A 19,509-nucleotide genomic window follows, 5' to 3' on the forward strand; every position below is an offset into this window, starting at 1 on the left:
TGCTCATTTCTGTAAAAATAATACATTTACTGTAACATATTATATGAATTACACATACTTACATAGTATTCTTTCTTTAACCTCTGTTCAAACAGGCAATAGTATTTCTTTTACTATTGGTACCCCGTTGGGGTAATCATATAAACATATCATCCATTCCTATTTTTTTTCATTTCTGAAAAAAAACAAACTCATTTTAGTATTCCAACTACATAATCATTGACCAATGAAAGTTTTAAAATTTGGAGGTACCTCTGTCGGTAGCTTAGAAAACATACAAAAAGTAATCACAATTATTGAAAATCAATCAAAAAACGATTCCATCTGCGTGGTTGTTTCTGCTTTTTCGGGAGTTACAGACCAATTGCTACATGCTGGGAAATTAGCCGCTTCAAAAGATGCTCGTTTTTCTGAAATTTTTCAGCAGTTAAAAACACGCCATCAAGAAGTTGCTACAGGTTTAAACGTTTCAACAGAGAATTCTGTTCAGTTTCAAACCTATTTAGCGCAACTAGAAGATCTTTTAAAAGGGATTTATTACATTAATGAATTGTCTAATCGCACACAAGATCGATTGGCAGCCTTTGGCGAATTATGTTCATCTTCAATCATTACTGAATCCCTACAGCAAAAAGGATTGGCTGCAAAACGTAAAAACGCAGTAGAATTAATTGTCACTAAAAATGGAACGGCAAGAAAATCTGTAAACTACGCAGTTACAAATAAAAATATTGAAACATATTTCCACACAGCTTCAGAAAGAATCACCATTGTTCCTGGATTTGTAGCTGCTTTGGAGAATAATGAAATCACAACGCTGGGACGAGGCGGTTCCGATTTTTCAGCAGCAATCATTGCAGCAGCTTTAGATACTTCCGAATTACAAATTTGGACCGATGTGAGCGGAATGTACACCGCAAATCCGTCGTTAGTAAAACATGCTAAGCCAATTAAAAACATTTCGTACCAAGAGGCGATGGAGTTGTCACATTTTGGAGCAAAGGTGCTCTACCCTCCTACTATTGTTCCTGTGATGCAAAAAAACATCCAAATCGCCATAAAAAATACGTTTGCACCAGAGGATGAAGGAACACTTATCACCAATACTGTTGATCCAAATGAAGAGTCGGTAAAAGGGATTACTAATATTGGAAACATAGCCCTTCTAACGCTTGAAGGAACAGGGTTGGTTGGAATTCCTGGCATCTCAAAACGCCTTTTTGAAACCATTTCACAGCAGTCTATTAATGTGATCCTAATTACGCAAGCGTCCAGTGAGCATAGTATTTGTCTCGGAATTTTAGCCGAGGAAGCAACCAAAGCACAAAACGCGATTGATCTAGAGTTTGAAAATGAAATTGAACTAGGTAAAATGTTCCCTGTTATTGTTGAAGAAGATCTTTCTATCATCGCATTAGTGGGTGACAAAATGAAGAATCATCAAGGAATTAGCGGAAAAATGTTTAGCAAACTCGGAAAAAACAACATAAACATCCGAGCCATTGCACAAGGTGCCAGCGAGAAAAACATTTCCGCAGTCATTGCTAAAAAAGATGTAAAAAAGGCTTTAAACGTTTTGCATGAGCGCTTTTTTGAAGATCAGCGCAAACAAATCAATTTATACATCGCGGGAGTTGGAAATGTTGGCGCCAAATTACTCAATCAAATCGAGCAACAGAAGCAGTATTTAAAAGAGAAATTAAACCTTAACATACGTGTCATCGGAATTACAAATTCTAAAAAAATGTATTTTAATTCGGACGGAATTCCCTTAAAAAAATGGGAAACTCTTTTAGCGGAAGGCGAACCGACAAGTATTGAAGGGTTTCAAAATAAAATCAACACCTACAACAAACGAAATAGTGTTTTTGTAGATGTTACCGCAAATGAAACGGTGGCAAATAGTTACAATACCTTGCTAGAAAAAAGTGTTGCTGTGGTTGCTTGCAATAAGATAGCTTGCTCTGCTGAATATGACAAATACGCCGAATTAAAACACTTGGCAACGCAATACAATGCGCCGTTCTTGTTTGAAACAAATGTTGGTGCAGGTTTACCTATTATAGATACACTGAACAATTTAATTGCTTCTGGAGATCAAGTTATTACTATAAAAGCAGTGCTTTCTGGGAGTCTAAACTTTGTGTTTAATAATTATAAAGAAGGCGTAGCTTTTCATGATGTCGTACAGCAAGCCAAAGCCGAAGGCTATACCGAACCCGACCCGAGAATTGACTTAAGTGGTGTCGATGTAGCGCGAAAAATATTGATTCTAGCACGAGAAAGCGGACTGCAACTCAACCTGGAAGACGTTGTTAATACGCCATTTCTTACTTCGAAAAATTTGGAAAGCACTTCGGTAGATCACTTTTTTGAAACGTTGATTGAAGATGATGCGCATTTTCAAAAATTACTTGCGAGTGCTACAAAAAATAAGGCGCAGTTAAAATATGTAGCACAACTCGTTGACGGTACGTTGCAAGTGGGCCTTGAAGAAATACCTTCGGGACATCCTTTTTACAATTTGGAAGGGAAAGATAATATGGTACTGTTTTACACCAAAAGATACCCAGAACAGCCCTTAATTATTAAAGGAGCGGGTGCTGGTGCCGATGTTACAGCTTCTGGACTATTTTCAGATATCATTCGTTTAAGAACTTTTTAAGATGAAAGAAATACGTGTTTTTTCACCCGCAACAGTCGCCAATGTAAACTGTGGTTTCGATCTTCTAGGTTTTGCTTTGGAAGGAATTGGCGATGAAATTTTACTTCGGAAAGTACCGCAACAAGGAATCAAAATCGTTCGGATTGAAGGTGCCGAACTACCGTTAGAAGCCTCAAAAAATGTAGCTGGAGTTGCCGGAATGGCACTTTTAGAACATATTAAAGCTGATTACGGCTTTGAAATTGAAATCAAAAAAGGAATACCGTTGGGAAGTGGTATTGGCGGAAGTGCCGCAAGTGCTGCTGCTGTTGTTTTTGGAATCAATCAATTTTTAGAAACACCTTTTTCACTGCAAGAATTGGCGTATTTTGGAATGAAAGGAGAAGCAGTCGCTAGCGGAAATGAACATGCCGATAACGTTGCGCCTGCCATCTTTGGAGGTTTTACGCTAATTCCGAGTTACAATCCGTTTACCATTGTTTCAATTCCGGTGCCTGCTAATTTGTATGTCACAATCATCCATCCGCATATTGAGATTAAAACCAAAGAAGCAAGACAATTGCTTCCTAAAAACATCACGTTACAAGATTCTATTACACAAAGTGGAAATCTTGCAGGATTGGTAGCGGCATTATATACAAGTGATTATAAACTTTTGCAGAATAGTTTACACGATGTTTTGGTAGAACCACATCGCAAGGCATTGTTACCTCTTTTCGATACAGCAAAAGAAATAGCGCTTACGAACAGCGCCTTAGGCTTCGGAATTAGTGGCTCTGGCCCTTCTATGTTTTCACTTTGTAACGGAAAAGCTTCCGCAGAAAAAGTGGAAAAAGCTTTGAGCACACTTTATAAAGAACAACACATAACCATTGACAGTCACATTTCTAAAGTGAGTACTGTTGGTAGTAAAATTATACCCTAATGAAGTATTACAGTTTAGAACACAAAGCACCAAACGTATCTTTTAAAGAGGCTGTTATTAACGGAATTGCACCCGATAAAGGCTTGTATTTTCCTGAAAAGATAAGCCCGTTACCGGCTTCTTTTTTTGAAACCATTGAATCATTGTCCAACGAAGAAATTGCGTATCAAGCCATTCGTCAATTTATTGGGGACGAAATTGACGAAAAATCACTTCGTTCAATTATTGCTGAAACTGTTTCGTTCGATTTTCCGTTGGTTTCACTTTCTGAAAACGTAGCAACCCTCGAGCTGTTTCACGGTCCGACTATGGCATTTAAAGATGTGGGTGCACGTTTTATGGCGCGTTGCTTGGGCCATTTTGCTGAAACGACTGAAAAAAAACAAGATGTAACCGTTTTAGTAGCTACAAGTGGAGATACCGGAGGTGCGGTAGCGAGTGGTTTTTTAGGCGTAGAAGGGGTCAAAGTCGTGATTCTCTATCCTAGTGGAAAAGTCAGTGACATTCAAGAAAAACAACTCACAACGCTTGGACAAAACATTGTTGCCTTAGAAGTGGATGGCACTTTTGACGATTGTCAAGCGATGGTAAAAACTGCTTTTTTGGACACCGATATCACACAAAAAAGACAATTAACTTCAGCCAACTCCATCAATGTTGCGAGATGGCTGCCACAGTGTTTTTATTTCCTTTTTGCATACAAACAGGCTAAAAAAGCTTCAAAAGAGTTGGTTTTCTCTGTTCCAAGTGGAAATTTTGGGAATATCTGCGCAGGAATGGTGGCTTACAAATTAGGAATGCCCGTACAACAGTTTATTGCTTCTGTAAATGAAAACGATATTGTTCCTCGTTTTCTAGAAAACGGCAACTACACCCCTAAACCTTCCGTAGCAACCATTTCAAACGCTATGGATGTTGGTGATCCTAGTAATTTTATACGTATTCGAGAGCTTTTCAATAATAATTTTGAAGCACTTTCAGAAATGCTTACCTCCTATTCATATAGTGATACCGAGACACGAACTGCTATGAAAGAGTTGCATACGACTTATAATTATACGGCAGATCCGCACGGAGCGGTGGGGTATTTAGGCTTGAAAAAACACCAAGAAAAAGCACCCCAAACCTTAGGAATCTTTTTAGAAACAGCGCATCCCATCAAGTTTTTAGACGTTGTGGAAGATGCCCTAGCGATTAAAGTTAATATTCCGGAAGTGATTGAAGGTTTAATTCAGAAAAAAAAGGAAGCACTCTTTATAAAAAATTATGCTGAATTCAAAGACTATATGATGCGTAGCTAAGTCATAATTTATACATTTGCACTCGTTAAATTAAAGTACTATAAATTATGAAAAACACCGCACTTACCCACATTCACGAACAATTAGGCGCTAAATTAGTTCCTTTTGCAGGATATAACATGCCCGTTTCTTACGAAGGCGTTAATGCTGAACACGAAACTGTTAGGCAGGGCGTTGGTGTTTTTGACGTGTCGCATATGGGTGAGTTTTTAATCACAGGACCAAATGCATTAGCATTAATTCAGAAAGTAACAACAAACGATGCTTCTAAATTGGTGGACGGTCAGGCGCAATACAGTTGTTTGCCTAACAATGATGGAGGAATTGTAGACGATTTAATTATCTACAGACTAGAAGCTGAAAAATGGTTGTTGGTGGTAAATGCTTCAAACATTGAAAAGGATTGGAATTGGATTAGCTCGCATAATACTATGGGCGCTGAAATGAAAGACCTTTCGGAAGGGTATTCATTATTAGCGATTCAAGGACCAAAAGCCATTGAAGCGATGCAGTCTTTAACTTCTGAAGATTTAGCAGCTATTAAATTCTATACGTTTAAAGTATCTGACTTTGCAGGTATTCCGAATGTAATTATCAGTGCAACAGGATATACTGGAAGCGGTGGTTTTGAAATTTATTGTAAAAACGAAGAAGTAGCACAGGTTTGGGAAAAAGTATTTGAAGCTGGTGCCGATTTTGGTATCAAACCTATTGGTTTGGCTGCTCGTGATACATTGCGTTTGGAAATGGGATACTGTCTTTACGGAAATGATATTAACGACACGACCTCTCCATTTGAAGCTGGTTTGGGTTGGATCACTAAATTTACCAAAGATTTTGTGAATGCTGAAAACCTTAAAAAAGAAAAAGAACACGGTCCAGAAAGAAGACTAATCGCTTTTGAACTAGACGAACGTGGAATTCCAAGACAGGGATACGATATTGTAGACGGAAATGGGAAAACAATTGGTGTTGTCACTAGTGGTACTATGTCTCCTTCATTAGGAAAAGGAATTGGATTAGGGTATGTTCCAACGATATTTAGAGATCCAGGAACACAAATTCATATTCAAATTAGAAAGAATGCAGTTCCAGCAACCGTTGTGAAACTTCCTTTCTACAAAGGGTAATGATGGAGTATCAAGCGATTTTAGATACCATTCAATCCAACTTACAAAAGATTGAAAACACAGGTACTGTCGCTGCTTACATTCCTGAATTAGCAAAAGTTAATAAAGATAATTTCGCCATTTACCTCAATAGAGTGAATGGCGATAATTATGGTGTAGGCCATTGGGATGTTTCGTTTTCAATTCAAAGTATCTCTAAGGTTTTAACGCTATCTAAGGCGCTTCAGCTAATTGGTACCGATGTTTGGGAACGAATGGATGTAGAACCTTCTGGCGACCCTTTTAACCATTTATCGTTGCTCGAATTAGAGAATGGAATTCCGAGAAATCCGTTGATTAACTCTGGAGCCATTGTTATTGCCGATATATTAGTTTCCGAATTAAAAAATCCGAAAGAAGACTTTTTACAATATGTTCGGGACCTTACTAATGATCAAACGATTACGTACAACGAAAACGTAGCGCTTTCAGAAAAAGAAACAGGATTTACAAACTACGCAACGGCCAATTTATTAAAGTCCTTCGGAAACTTAGCGAATGATGTGGACACCGTGTTGGACTTCTATTTTCATCAGTGTGCCATCGAAATGAATTGCCAACAATTATCGAATGCATTTTATTTATTCGCAAATCGCGGAAAATGTATGCGAAATGTAGCACATCTTACGTTATCTCAAGTGAAACGAATTAACGCCATCATGCTTACTTGTGGTTTTTATGATGAAGCTGGTGAATTTGCTTTTGAAGTAGGATTACCAGGGAAAAGTGGTGTTGGCGGGGGAATTGTAGCCTTATTACCCAATAATTTTACCATTGCAACGTGGGCACCAGGCTTGAACCCTAAAGGAAATTCCTTTTTGGGAATGCAAGCTTTAGAACAGTTTACCACAGCCACAGGCGAATCAATTTTTTAAAGAAAGACGTTGAAAAGAATGCAGTTTGAGAAACCCCCTTTAAAAACAAAAATTTTAATTCTTGGCGGTAGTGGTTTTATTGGGCATCATATATTTATGGAGCTTCAATCGTATTTTGAAGTATACGGTACCTATTGCCATTCGATTGGAGATTTTTCAGATAACAAGGTTTTTTACCCATATTGCTGCGAAGAAGATAATCTCCTTGAACTCCTAGAAACTGTAAAACCTACGCATATTATTTCAGCCATACGAGGAGATTTTAAAGCACAGTTTACGGCTCACAAACTATTGTGTGAGTATGTTCAAAACAATCATTTTTGTAAGCTTCTATTTTTATCGTCAGCACAAGTTTTTGATGGAAAGTACGCCCTTCCCTCCTACGAAAATGACAAACCGCTTGCGGAGTCTAACTTCGGAAAGTTTAAAATTGCGATCGAACGTTTGTTATTAGAACAAATTCCGGCACAAACGACCATCTTGCGTTTGCCCATGGTATTAGGAATTCATTCGCCTAGAATTATTCAATTACGCGAAAGCATTAAACATCAAGCAACCTTTGAAGTATATCCAAATTTAACAATAAGCCTTACTACTGCTGATAAAATTGCACAGCAGATTCATTATATTATCAGTAAAAAATTGGATGGTATTTTTCATTTAGCGAGTACCGACATGATTCATCACGAAGAGCTTTTCCGAGAAATCACCACCAAAATGGGCACTAAAACCCCTATCTTTAAAAATGTATATCGCAGCAATGATGATGGGTATTTGGCAATTCTTCCGAAGAAAAACCTATTACCAGAACAATATCAAATTACAGTCGCTGAAGTGATTGCTGATTGCACTTTAAATGAAGAAATACTTACTTTTAAAAATTAGTCTTAACAGACTTATAAATAACCTCTTATATGTACCTTATGAAAGCTTTATCTGAAACCGAAATTCAAGAAAAAATGAGCACGATTGATGGATGGGATTATCAAAACAATGCCATTCACACCACCCTCGAATTTGATAACTTTAAAGATGCTTTTTCAGTAATGACGCGCATTGCTTTTGAAGCTGAAAAAATGAACCACCATCCAGATTGGTCAAATGTGTACAATACACTTACCATCAGCCTATCGACACACGATGTAGATGGTTTGACTGAAAAAGACTTCGAATTGGCAAAAATTATAGATGCGCTTGTGAGTTAAACTTTGCAGTGTAGTCTATTTTTTTACTTTTGTAGTACGAATACCAAAAACTGATTTAAATAACCATAAACTCGTCTCGTTTTCGAGTTTAATATAAAATATAGTAGAAATGGGAAGAGCTTTCGAATTTAGAAAAGCAAGAAAAATGAAACGTTGGTCTGCCATGTCCAAAGCCTTTACTCGTATAGGAAAGGATATTGTAATGGCTGTTAAAGAAGGTGGTCCAGATCCAGACGCTAATTCTAGACTTCGTGCGGTGATTCAAAATGCGAAGGCAGTAAATATGCCTAAGGATAATGTAGAACGCGCCATTAAAAGAGCCAGCGATAAAAGTTTAGGCGATTATAAAGAAGTTTTATTTGAAGGATACGCACAACACGGAATCGCTGTTCTTATTGAAACTGCTACCGATAATAATACGCGTACCGTTGCGAATGTTCGTTCGTACTTTAATAAATGTGATGGTAGTTTAGGAACTTCAGGATCGGTGGTCTTTATGTTTGACCACACCTGTAACTTCCGTATTAACGGAGAAGGAATGGACTTAGAAGAGTTAGAACTTGAATTGATAGACCACGGAATTGAAGAAATTTTTGAAGACGAAGATGGTGTTTTAATCTACGCTCCTTTTGAAAGTTTTGGTGCAATACAATCGTATTTGGAAGAAAATAATATTGAAATTTTATCTTCAGGATTTGAGCGTATTCCGCAAGTAACGAAAAAATTAAGCCCAGAAGAAGCTGCCGATGTAGATAAGCTACTAGAAAAGCTAGAAGAAGATGATGATGTACAAAACGTATATCACACCATGGAAGAAACTGCCGATGATGAATAGTTTAAATAAAACAATTCTATAAAAACAAAAAAAAGCCCTTTTAAAAAAGGGCTTTTTTTATGAATTAATAAATGTTGATCCTACAATTCTGTAACCTGTGCGTACACTGCAGAAGCTCCAGACAACTCTGAGTTTACGGTTGGAGCTATATTTCCACCGACATCAGCATTTGTATACGTTAATACACGTCCGCCACCATTCGCTCTTTCAGCGATAAAAACGGTGTTCGTTTCGCTATCAAAATCGGCAGAAACAGGATTTCCTAAAAATGTTGCACTCCCAGCCACTCGAATCTGATTGTTTGCTACAACTAAGGTTTCACCATTTGCAACAGCATTAAATTTTGTTTCAAAGTCTGAGATAATGTGAAAAGCACCATCAGAGTCTACTGCAGCATCTCCAATATCTGTTAAAATCATCGTATCGTCATCAAAACCTAGACCGTGCGTTCTAACAATACCTTCAATGGCAACACGTTTTGTTGCTGTGATGGTTGCATCGGTTGTATTTTCAGAGGCAAAATTTGTAAACAATGCTACTTCATTGGTTTTGTCAACTACAGCATATAAATTGTTTCCTACGAATTCAATTCCCCATACGGCAAAATTTACTGTAACGGTGTTTCTAAGTGTAAATTGATCTCCTGCTTTGGTGTAAATAAAGAAACGTCCATCTGCGGTTGTTGGGTCTCCATCTACATCAGAATTATCTGATACTACATAAACAGAACCATTAACAGCAATATCTCTCGGACTTACCAAATCGGCACTCCCACTGGCTGCAATATTTAAAGTAATACCATCATTAGATATACCAATGTCTGCATACGAATTTAGTTGCAAAAATGTTCTTGATGCCTGTGTTAATTGATCGGTACTTGCATCGTAATAAACACCTTCAGCATCTGTAGATAGTGTTAAAAATGTTTTCGTTGAAACATTGTTTGGATCACTAGTGTCGTACATGGTAACATTACCATTAGAATTGTTTGACGCGAATACTTGGGTTTGGTAATCGGCTGTCGGTTCATCAGTTGTGTTTGTATCATCGTCATCACTACATGAAATAAGTGCAATTGACAATACAAGTGTTGTTGTTAAAAATTTTAGCTTTCTCATAATTAATAAGTTTGTTTGTTACAGAGATAAAAACAAACTCATAGAATTAATAAGAAAAAGTTTAAAGTTAACTAAGATTTAACTACACAGAACTGATTAACAATACATTAAGTAATAAGGAGCTATTAGGGTTTAACAAATCATTATTTTAATAATCTGTTAATTTTAGGAAATACAATTAGGTGTATTCTGGCACTTTTCCCACCATACCTTTAAAGAAATTACGAAAAAACTTCTCATCCTCTTCGATATTTCCTGTTGGATAAAAAGCTTCTCCAATGTGCATAATCTTTGTAGAATAGTCTAAGCCTATGGGAATAATCGGTACATTGGCAGCTAGTGCAATGTAATAATATCCAGTTTTCCAAGCATCTACCTTTTTTCGTGTTCCTTCTGGCGCAATGGCTAGTCTAAACTCTTCGTGTTCTGCAAATACATTTGCAATAGCTTCGACTTTGTTTTGAGCTTTTTCTCTATTTAGAGGCTCTCCTCCCATCCATTTAAAATACCACCCAAACGGAGCTTTAAAAAGTTCTTTTTTACCTACAAAATTGATTTGAATTTTTAAAATTCTGCGAACTAATATAGAAAGTACAAAATCTACATAACTGGTATGTGGTACGACAATAAGTACCGATTTTTTTATAGAGCGATCAAAATCTCCTTGAAATTTCCATCCAAGGATTTTATGATAAATAAACTTAGTTAACGACATAGAAAACTTTAGGAAGTAGTAAGGTACTACATTTTTAAATATAATGCTTTCAGCTTTTCACGAGTCATTATTGTTTCCCAGTTATCACCTAATGCATTTTCCCAAAGTGGCACAAGACTCAATGCTATATCGATCATTGTTTCTAATTGTTCTTCGGAAAGGTTACTACATAAATTTTTAGGGATTTCTACCTGATGCTTTTTTACCATTTTCTTGAAAAGAATAACATCTTTTGGATAAAATTCTTCTAAATGATCAAATACAATACAGTTTCCTATTCCGTGTTTGGTACCAAGTACGTAAGAAAGTCCGTAGCTCATAGCGTGCGCAACACCGACTTGAGAGTATGCAATACTCATTCCGCCGTGCCATGAAGCCATCATTAATTTTCCTCTAGATTCTTCCTCAGATAATTCTTCACCTACAAAAATCTCCATACACAAATCGTATGCTTTTTCGCCATAACTCTGACTAAATGCATTTAAGAAAGTTCCATTTAACGATTCGACACAATGAATAAAACAATCCATTCCTGTGTAAAACCATTGATTTTTAGGAACCCCTACTGTTAAGTCTGGATCTAAAATAACTTGATCAAAAGGTGTAAAATCACTATTAATACCCAGTTTTTTAACAGGTCCTGTAAGTACGGTCGTTCTAGAAACTTCCGCTCCTGTACCCGAAATTGTTGGAACACCAACGTGATATACCGCTTTGGTTTTCACTAGATCCCAACCTTGGTAATCTGCAGCGCTACCTTTATTGGTAAGCATAATAGAAACAGCTTTTGCCAAATCTAAAATAGTTCCTCCTCCAATACCGATAATTCCTGAAGGCTTAAAGGTGAATTCTGCTTTAATGTCTTTTACGATCTGATCTACTTGTGTGGTTTTAGGCTCTTCTTCCGAAGAAACAAAAATCAGTTTATCATTAAATCGAAGGTTGATACGATCTATTAATGCTTGTTCTTTTTTGAAAACTTTATCTACTAGAAAAATAAAAGGTGCTTTGTCCTTTCGTTGTGGTGCTAGAATTGAAGACAACTGATCGAAACATCCTTGTCCAAAAACAACTTTTGGAACCATCGGAAAATTGCGATACTTATTATTGACAGTTTCTTTTTTACTTTCTTTTAATACTTTATTAGCTCTCACTAAATCTTCTGGAGTATCAATTTCAATTCCTTGCGTGTTTGATATAGCCATTTTAATGTTTTTACCATATTCTAAATACCGAATACATTCAATTTTTTCTACAGCTTCTAATGAGCGCATTGGAAGTCTGTAAAAATCTAAGATTGCTTGTTTACGGAATGCATAAATTCCTTTGTGTTTGTAATACTGCATGGCAGCATTTTTATCTCTAGGGTATGGAATTGGTGAGCGTGAGAAATAGAGTGCGAAACTTTCTTTATCTACAATTACTTTTACGCAATTAGGATCACTAATTTCTTTCCAGTCGTGTATCTCGGTCATTAAGGAAGCCAAATCTATTTTTTCGGCATCAGGTCCATCAAAAACACGTAATACTTGCTCTAAACCTTCTTTGCTTGTAAAAGGCTCATCGCCTTGTACATTTACCACAATATCCACATCCATAAACTCAACAGCTTCGGCGATACGATCGCTTCCGCAGTCATGTTCTTTCTTGCTCATGATTGCTTTTCCACCATTCATTTCAATTTCCTGAAAAATAACATCACTATCTGTTACCACATACACTTCGTCAAACAACTCAGTTTCTTTGGCAGCTTCGTAGGTGCGCACAATTACAGGCTTTCCGCCAAGATCTTGCATTAATTTACCAGGAAAACGAGAGGCGCCGTAACGCGCAGGAATCATTGCTATTATTTTCATATGAGGTTAGAAATTCATTAATTAGATGTACATCCTTCTATAAGGTTGCTTCACTCTTGTTACTTTCTGAAGGTAAAGCTTCCGAAGAAATTTAATTTGGTTACAATGGTTTCAAAAATAGTAAGATTATGTACTTGAAGAACCTTTTTTCTGAAGCTTTTTATAAAATTTATAGATTCCGAAGAAAATGACTAAAACCAACACAAACGCAAGTGGCGCTATAAACACTGACAGTAAGGACATTACCGTAGAAGTCCCCGTTTCTACAGTAGAAACTACAGGATTTGCAAGTCCGCCAGTAGTAGCTGAAGATGTCAATCGAACGGCTGAAACATTTCCTTTAATCGCAGCTGCGGTTCCGCCCCCTGCAATAATAGCTAATGCCCACGTCACTAAAGGACTCAAATCACTTACCGTAGCCATCATTACCGCTGTTCCGGCAACAGCCGCTAAAGGTACTGCTATGGTATCTAGTGCATTATCGAACCACGGAATGAAATAGCCAAATATTTCTACAAGAGTTGCAACCCCTAATGTAATTACTGCGGTAAGACTTCCTGCCCACTCCCAGCTTTCGTTTAAAGGAATTACATCGTAGAAGCCTGCGAGACTTAATACCAAAAGGGGTAAAAAAACACGAAAGCCTGCTGCAGCTGCAAGTCCAACCCCTAAAAAGACACTAAAAAGTATTTCTATTGAATCCATTCTTACGAATCTACAAAAAAGTCATTTTTAAACCCTATTAAGTACAATTTTTCTTTTGCACGAGTGATCGCTGTGTACAACCAACGTAGATAGTCTCTATCGATACCGTTTGGTAAAAACGGTTGTTCTACAAAAACGGTGTTCCATTGTCCCCCTTGCGATTTATGACAGGTGATAGCGTAGGAGAATTTAACTTGCAATGCGTTAAAGTATTTATTCTTCTTAACGGCTAAAAACTTTTTGTATTTAGAAGTTTCAGAAGCATAATCTTCTAACACGGCTTGGTATAATTTATTGGACTCTTCGTAAGGCAACGAGGGAGTTTCCGAAGTAAGTGTATCTAACAATAAAACAGTTTCAAACGGTTTCATTTTAGGATAATCGACCATTTTAACCATTACTTCAGCAAACTTAAAGCCGTACAACTCTCTAAAAGCTAAAATTTCGATGACTTGAACGATATCTCCATTTGCAATAAAACCAGCTTCACTTTCGGTTTTCACCCAGAAATAATTATTCTTCACTACCATCAAGTAATCTCCTGCGGAAAGTTCTTCTTCTTGAAACAAGATTCGGTTTCTAATACTTTGGTTGTATAAATTGGCACGTTTGTTTGAGCGCACAATAATCACAGTCTCTTCGTTTCCAAGAGCTGAATAACTATCACTTATAGCATCCATAATTTCTTGTCCGTCGGCAGGACGGATCACATCAGGGTAATTTAGATCGGTAAATTTAAAGTCATCAAAAAAGCCATCGTCTAAGCGTTCTCTTAATCGTGTGGCATTCACTAAAATTCCGCTATCGGTTTGCTGACGAACAACATCATCTAATTCGAGTTCGATAACTTCTTTGTTGTAATAATTTTCGAGAGTCTTTCGCTCCAACGCAGGACTTATATCCAGCTTCACAGGCGGTAATTGAGCGGTATCTCCTATTAATAGTAATTTACAATTATGTCCACTATATACATATTGCATTAAATCGTCGAGAAGAGAACCGTTTTCAAACAATTTAGAATCCTGATTAATATCTGGAATCATAGAAGCTTCATCTACAATAAAAATAGTATTTCGGTGCTTATTAGTTTGCAAAGTGAAGGAGACTCCACCACCTTTTTCGCTTTTTGGGTAGTAAATTTTCTTATGAATGGTAAAAGCTTCTTTTTGGGAGTAATTGCTAATTACTTTGGCTGCTCGACCCGTAGGTGCCAATAACACAGGACTTTTGCGTACTTTCCACAAGTTTTTAACCAAAGTACCAATAGTGGTTGTTTTTCCTGTACCTGCGTATCCTTTTAACAAAAACACTTCATTTTTCGCTTCAGAAAGCACAAATTTTGCTAATAATTGTAAAGCAATATCTTGTTTAATTGTCGTATTATGAGGGAAATCGGTTTTTAAAAGGCCGTAAAATTCAGAAACATTCATGCATCAAAGGTAATATAAGGGTTAAAGATAGGTATGATTTTTTCAGAATATACTTTTACGAACAAAAAAAAATTGTAGATTTGCGATAGACCTTTTAGAATTTAAAACACTTAAATTATCGTATAATGAAATTAATAATTCAATTACTTCTTTGGCTAGTCATTATCTTCTTAGGATGGAAGCTTTATTCGTCTGTAATCGGACCTGTTGAGTTTAATAAAGTTAAAGAAGCTCGATACACCAAAGTAATTAAAAATTTAAAAGATATTCAAGCGGCTCAATTAGCACACAAAGAGATTACTGGTAAATTTACTGGAAGTTTTGATAGCTTAGTTCGTTTTATTGATACTGCGCAATTTGCTAACATCGAAAGACGTGATACTAGTTATGCAGATGTTGAAAAAAACAAAGCATACAATCTTACGGAAGGATATTTTATTGAAGCAGTTGTAATAGACACGTTAGGTTTTACTCCTGTTAAAGATTCACTTTACGGAAAAACAAATCGTTACAAAACAATGATGAATGTTCCAATTGAAGGAGTTGATGCTAAATTTGAATTAAAAGCTGGAACTATTGAGAAAAGTGGAACTAAATATTCTGTTTTCGAAGCTAAAGTAGCTAAAGATGTTATTCTTAAAGGAATGGACAAAGACCTATTACAACAAGAAAAACAAGTTGTTTCTGTTGAAGGTGTAAATGGACCTGATATTAGAGTAGGATCAATGAATCAAGTTAATACAACTGGTAACTGGCCAAAAATATACGATTCTGCATCTGAACAATAACATAGCACAAAATATAGAGTACAGATTGTCCGTTCAAATTTCTTTGACCGGACTTTCTTTTTTAGTGAAAAATACCGATTCAAACGAAACGCACTTTTTTACTGAAAATAAATTTGATGGCACTCGATCTCCTGAAGAAATAGAACTTGAAATTGACACTATTCTTTCAGAAACAGATGCACTTCAATTACCATTTACAGAGGTTACACTCATCTATACCAATACCATTTACACAACAGTTCCTGCTAGTTTATTTGATGAATCTAAGGCTAGTGAGTATTTAAAATTTAATTCAAAAATACTCGCCAACGACTTTATTGCATTCGATACGGTAGAAACACAAGACCTTGTCGTGGTGTATATTCCTTTTGTAAACATCAATAATTACTTTTTTGATAGGTTTGGTAGTTTTCAATACTTTCATGGCACCTCTATTTTTCTAAAAAAGATATTAAGTGCTGAAAAATATTCTATTGTATCCAAATTTTATATGCACGTTCAAGAGGATCAATTTGACTGTATTAGTATAAAAAATGGAGCCCTTCAATTGTGCAATACGTATTCGTACAAAACGCCTGAAGATTTTATCTATTACACCCTATTCTGTCTCGAACAACTTAAATTAAACCCAGATTCACTTTCCGTATTTATTTGTGGCGAAATAGACGAAAACGACGCAAATTATAAGATGCTGTACACTTATATTAGAAACATTTCTTTTTTGAAAACTGAAAGTGACCTAGTCATAGATGGCGCATCGCAAACAACACACAAGAAGTTTATCATTAAAAATGCACTCTAATGCGAATTATTTCAGGAATATATAAAGGAAAACGTCTTGTAGCACCAAAATCACTTCCTGTAAGACCCACTACCGATTTTGCAAAAGAAGCCCTTTTTAATATATTAAATCACCGCGTAGATTTTCATGAGATTTCCATGTTAGACTTATTCGCAGGTACTGGAAACATTAGCTACGAATTTGCTTCTAGAGGAACAGAAACAATTACTTGTGTAGATGCCGATTTTGGATGTGTAAAATTCATTCAGAAAACAGCAGAGGAATTGTCTTTTCCTATTCAAACCATAAAATCTGACGTTTTTAAATATGCTTCATCAGGATCTGGATCTTTTGATGTGATTTTTGCCGATCCACCCTACGATTTTACGATTGCCCAATTAGATATATTGGTGCAAACTCTTTTTGATAAAAATTTCGTGAAAGAAGACGGAATGATTATTATTGAACACACCAAACACAATGACTTATCAACAGTTTCAAACTTTACTGAAGCACGAAGATATGGTGGTTCGGTATTTAGTTTTTTTGAAAATTAATTTATGAAACCCTCCCCTATTGAAATAATTGATTTAGATTTTACCTATATCGAAATTCACGAGCACTTTCTTATTTCTCAAATTAAAGAAGGTATTGTCTTTGAAAAGAAACACTTAGAAAAATTCTACCAATTATTTGAAACCTATTACACAGACAAACCCTTTGTCTCTATTGCCGATAGAAGATTCGATTACACCATAAAACACAATTTATACCAAGAAGAATACTTCCCTACCTTATTAGGAATTGGAGTAATTTGTTACACAGATGCATCTTATAATATATCTGTCTTTGAAAAAAACTTTTTTAAAGGGAAATTTGAATCCTTTTATAATATTGAAGATTGTAAAACCTGGGCTGAAAAACTGGTAGAACAATATAAAAAAAAGCAGGCCTATAAGCCGGGTTCTGTACTCAAATAAATTCAAGTCCTTATCATTTATCTAGATGTATTGTTACCAATACACTCAATCTGCCTACCCTCCTACAACGGGCGGGAACCCTTAAACGTAGGTTTACGTGACATTTCACCGCATAGAGTTTACCTGGTTTCACTACAGCATTACCTGTACATACTTTCTGCTGCACTTGTCCTACCCTCTTTAACCGAAGCTAAAAAGAGCGACGGCCGTTAGCCGCTATGCTTCCCTATGGTGCCCGGACTTTCCTCTTCTGCTAATGCAGAAACGATAAGGCGGCCTGCTTCTCGCGCAAAAGTAAACCAATGTTAATAAATACCGTAAAATACCAAGGTCTATTTTTTAAAAACTAACTGTACATCTTTATATTTGTTGATAATCTATGGAACATTTTATTGTATCAGCTCGAAAGTACAGACCTACCCAGTTTAAAGACGTGGTGGGACAGCAATCTATTACCAATACATTGCAAAATGCCATAGAAAACAACCATCTGGCACAAGCGTTATTGTTTACCGGTCCTCGTGGAGTGGGAAAAACAACCTGCGCTCGTATTCTAGCCAAAAAGATTAACCAAGATGGTACGCAGAAAGAAGACGAAGATTTTGCCTTTAATATTTTTGAATTAGATGCCGCTTCTAACAACTCGGTAGATGATATTCGAAATTTAATAGATCAAGTTCGTATCCCACCACAAGTTGGAACCTACAAAGTCTATATTATTGACGAGGTACACATGCTTTCTTCTGCCGCTTTTAATGCTTTTCTGAAAACATTAGAAGAGCCACCAAAGCACGCTATTTTTATTTTAGCAACTACCGAAAAGCATAAAATTATACCAACTATCTTATCGCGTTGTCAAATATTCGATTTTAAACGAATTACCGTAACAGATATCAAAGGTCACCTTGCTGAAGTAGCAATTTCTGAAGGAATTGAAGCTGAAGATGATGCATTACATGTAATTGCTCAAAAAGCAGATGGCGCCTTACGTGATGCGCTTTCTATATTTGATCGCGTTGTAAGTTTTTCAGGAAAAACACTAACTCGCGAAGCTGTAACCGAAAACCTTAACGTTTTAGACTATACTTATTACTTCGAAGTTACCGATTTGTTACTTCAAAACGACATTCCGAAGGTATTGGTGGCTTTTAATACCATTTTAGCCAAAGGATTTGACGCACATCATTTTGTAATGGGAATTGCGTCTCATTTTAGAGATTTATTAGTCTGCAAAAACCAAGAGACAATAGCATTGTTAGAAGTTGGTGAGCAAATCAAGACCATGTATTTTGAACAGTCACAAAAAACAAGTCATGCGTTTTTAATTGAAGCGATTGGCTTGGCCAATGAGTGCGATTTAAAATACAAAAGCAGTCGAAATCAACGATTGTTAGTAGAATTGTGCCTGTTACAACTCGCTTCTCTCACGGTTAAGATTGAAAAAAAAAGTCTAGTCGGTTCGTAATACCGCCTTCCCATTTTAAAGCCATTGAAAAATTAATAGCTTCAGAACCTGTTTCTGAAACAATTTCTGCTTCGGAAAGTAACGTATTAACACCGAACAAAGAAACTTCTGCAGCATCTAATCCTGTTGCAAACACTGAGACTTCTTCAGTTCCCGTTCCTACGGAAGCTTCCGAAGAAAAGCCGAAAATTGTAATTGAACGTCCGCAAATATTAGCCGAACGGTCTGCTAAAAAAGTATCGGCTTTATCATTAAAAAGTATTCAGAAAAAACACCAACTAAAGCAAGAACAAGAAGCGATAAAACCCGCTGTCGAAAATCTACCTACCAAAGATTTCACAGAAGAAGCGATGATTGTTGCGTGGAATGAATACACAAAAATTGTGGAAGAGGACGGAAAGTTCAATTTATTGTCGCACCTCTCTATGGGCGTTCCAAGATTGGAAGGAACCATTATCCATTTAGAGTTTCCGAATCACACGATAAAAGTTGAAGTAGAACGCGCTAAATTTGACTTGCTAAATTATTTACGAGAAAAACTTGAAAATTACGATGTTAGTCTTTCTATAGAAGTGAATGAAACTGCTGTAAAACGCTATGCATACACGGCTCGTGAAAAATTTGACAAACTAAAAGAGAAAAATCCTTTAATCGATACCCTTCGGAAAGAATTCGATTTGGACATTTAATTATATC

16 protein-coding genes, 1 other RNA gene and 1 pseudogene are annotated in these 19,509 nt (G+C 36.4%); 12 read left to right on the forward strand and 6 right to left on the reverse strand.

Features of this window, described 5'->3' with window-relative positions; all coding sequences use genetic code 11:
* The first annotated feature begins 226 nt into the window (after nucleotides 1–226).
* From thrA to BLQ00_RS09650, 8 genes are all read left to right on the forward strand, one after another.
* Complete coding sequence (thrA, locus tag BLQ00_RS09615) at nucleotides 227–2,665, forward strand: bifunctional aspartate kinase/homoserine dehydrogenase I (protein WP_093143624.1); 2,439 nt, start codon at nucleotides 227–229, stop codon at nucleotides 2,663–2,665.
* A 1-nt stretch (nucleotide 2,666) separates the two neighbouring features.
* Nucleotides 2,667–3,590: a homoserine kinase gene (locus BLQ00_RS09620; RefSeq protein ID WP_093143625.1), complete on the forward strand. Its 924-nt coding sequence runs from the start codon at nucleotides 2,667–2,669 to the stop codon at nucleotides 3,588–3,590.
* Nucleotides 3,590–4,891, forward strand: coding sequence for a threonine synthase (gene thrC / locus BLQ00_RS09625; protein ID WP_093143627.1), 1,302 nt, complete (start codon nucleotides 3,590–3,592; stop codon nucleotides 4,889–4,891). The genes BLQ00_RS09620 and thrC overlap by 1 nt, the downstream gene beginning before the upstream one ends.
* A 47-nt stretch (nucleotides 4,892–4,938) precedes the next feature.
* Complete coding sequence (gene gcvT / locus BLQ00_RS09630) at nucleotides 4,939–6,021, forward strand: glycine cleavage system aminomethyltransferase GcvT (RefSeq protein WP_093143628.1); 1,083 nt, start codon at nucleotides 4,939–4,941, stop codon at nucleotides 6,019–6,021.
* The gene (locus tag BLQ00_RS09635) at nucleotides 6,021–6,935 is read left to right on the forward strand and encodes a glutaminase (RefSeq protein ID WP_093143630.1); all 915 of its coding nucleotides are present in this window, start codon (nucleotides 6,021–6,023) and stop codon (nucleotides 6,933–6,935) included. The genes gcvT and BLQ00_RS09635 overlap by 1 nt, the downstream gene beginning before the upstream one ends.
* A gap of 18 nt (nucleotides 6,936–6,953) precedes the next feature.
* Nucleotides 6,954–7,820 carry a sugar nucleotide-binding protein gene (locus BLQ00_RS09640; RefSeq protein ID WP_093143632.1) on the forward strand — a complete coding sequence of 289 codons (867 nt, stop codon included), beginning with the start codon at nucleotides 6,954–6,956 and terminating at the stop codon, nucleotides 7,818–7,820.
* Nucleotides 7,821–7,858: 38 nt separating this feature from the next.
* The gene (locus BLQ00_RS09645) at nucleotides 7,859–8,140 is read left to right on the forward strand and encodes a 4a-hydroxytetrahydrobiopterin dehydratase (protein ID WP_093143970.1); all 282 of its coding nucleotides are present in this window, start codon (nucleotides 7,859–7,861) and stop codon (nucleotides 8,138–8,140) included.
* Between the two features lie 109 nt (nucleotides 8,141–8,249).
* Nucleotides 8,250–8,975 carry a YebC/PmpR family DNA-binding transcriptional regulator gene (locus BLQ00_RS09650; protein ID WP_093143635.1) on the forward strand — a complete coding sequence of 242 codons (726 nt, stop codon included), beginning with the start codon at nucleotides 8,250–8,252 and terminating at the stop codon, nucleotides 8,973–8,975.
* A gap of 80 nt (nucleotides 8,976–9,055) precedes the next feature.
* Here BLQ00_RS09650 and BLQ00_RS09655 read toward each other — a convergent pair whose 3' ends face one another.
* The 5 genes from BLQ00_RS09655 to BLQ00_RS09675 all read right to left on the reverse strand — a co-directional run bounded on the left by BLQ00_RS09655 (nucleotide 9,056) and on the right by BLQ00_RS09675 (nucleotide 14,799).
* Nucleotides 9,056–10,093: a hypothetical protein gene (locus BLQ00_RS09655; RefSeq protein WP_093143637.1), complete on the reverse strand. Its 1,038-nt coding sequence runs from the start codon at nucleotides 10,091–10,093 to the stop codon at nucleotides 9,056–9,058.
* A 178-nt stretch (nucleotides 10,094–10,271) separates the two neighbouring features.
* Nucleotides 10,272–10,808: a 1-acyl-sn-glycerol-3-phosphate acyltransferase gene (locus tag BLQ00_RS09660; protein WP_093143646.1), complete on the reverse strand. Its 537-nt coding sequence runs from the start codon at nucleotides 10,806–10,808 to the stop codon at nucleotides 10,272–10,274.
* A 26-nt stretch (nucleotides 10,809–10,834) separates the two neighbouring features.
* Nucleotides 10,835–12,664, reverse strand: a complete 1,830-nt coding sequence (gene kdsB / locus BLQ00_RS17920) for a 3-deoxy-manno-octulosonate cytidylyltransferase (RefSeq protein WP_373287758.1) — start codon at nucleotides 12,662–12,664, stop codon at nucleotides 10,835–10,837.
* A gap of 126 nt (nucleotides 12,665–12,790) precedes the next feature.
* Entirely contained in the window at nucleotides 12,791–13,369 is a 579-nt protein-coding gene (locus BLQ00_RS09670) for a DUF4126 domain-containing protein (RefSeq protein ID WP_093143648.1), read from the reverse strand.
* Between the two features lie 2 nt (nucleotides 13,370–13,371).
* Nucleotides 13,372–14,799 (reverse strand): ATP-dependent DNA helicase, encoded by a 1,428-nt coding sequence (locus tag BLQ00_RS09675; RefSeq protein ID WP_093143649.1) that lies wholly within the window; start codon nucleotides 14,797–14,799, stop codon nucleotides 13,372–13,374.
* 125 nt (nucleotides 14,800–14,924) lie between these two features.
* Here BLQ00_RS09675 and BLQ00_RS09680 point away from each other — a divergent pair, with 125 nt between their 5' ends.
* Genes BLQ00_RS09680 through BLQ00_RS09690 form a run of 3 tightly spaced genes read left to right on the forward strand, consistent with a single transcriptional unit; the run spans nucleotide 14,925 to nucleotide 16,925 of the window.
* On the forward strand, nucleotides 14,925–15,587 hold the full coding sequence (locus BLQ00_RS09680) for a hypothetical protein (RefSeq protein WP_093143650.1): 663 nt from the start codon (nucleotides 14,925–14,927) through the stop codon (nucleotides 15,585–15,587).
* Nucleotides 15,588–15,612: 25 nt separating this feature from the next.
* On the forward strand, nucleotides 15,613–16,389 hold the full coding sequence (locus BLQ00_RS09685; RefSeq protein WP_175445435.1) for a DUF3822 family protein: 777 nt from the start codon (nucleotides 15,613–15,615) through the stop codon (nucleotides 16,387–16,389).
* Complete coding sequence (locus BLQ00_RS09690; protein ID WP_093143652.1) at nucleotides 16,389–16,925, forward strand: RsmD family RNA methyltransferase; 537 nt, start codon at nucleotides 16,389–16,391, stop codon at nucleotides 16,923–16,925. The genes BLQ00_RS09685 and BLQ00_RS09690 overlap by 1 nt, the downstream gene beginning before the upstream one ends.
* A gap of 382 nt (nucleotides 16,926–17,307) precedes the next feature.
* Here the strand turns inward: BLQ00_RS09690 and rnpB are convergent.
* Nucleotides 17,308–17,632, reverse strand: an RNA gene (gene rnpB, locus BLQ00_RS09695) — RNase P RNA component class A.
* A 95-nt stretch (nucleotides 17,633–17,727) separates the two neighbouring features.
* Here rnpB and BLQ00_RS09700 point away from each other — a divergent pair.
* Nucleotides 17,728–19,502, forward strand: a pseudogene (locus BLQ00_RS09700) (DNA polymerase III subunit gamma/tau).
* The last annotated feature ends 7 nt before the right edge of the window (nucleotides 19,503–19,509 follow it).

Source organism: Ulvibacter litoralis (assembly GCF_900102055.1).
In the GTDB taxonomy this organism is placed as follows: Bacteria; Bacteroidota; Bacteroidia; order Flavobacteriales; family Flavobacteriaceae; genus Ulvibacter; species Ulvibacter litoralis.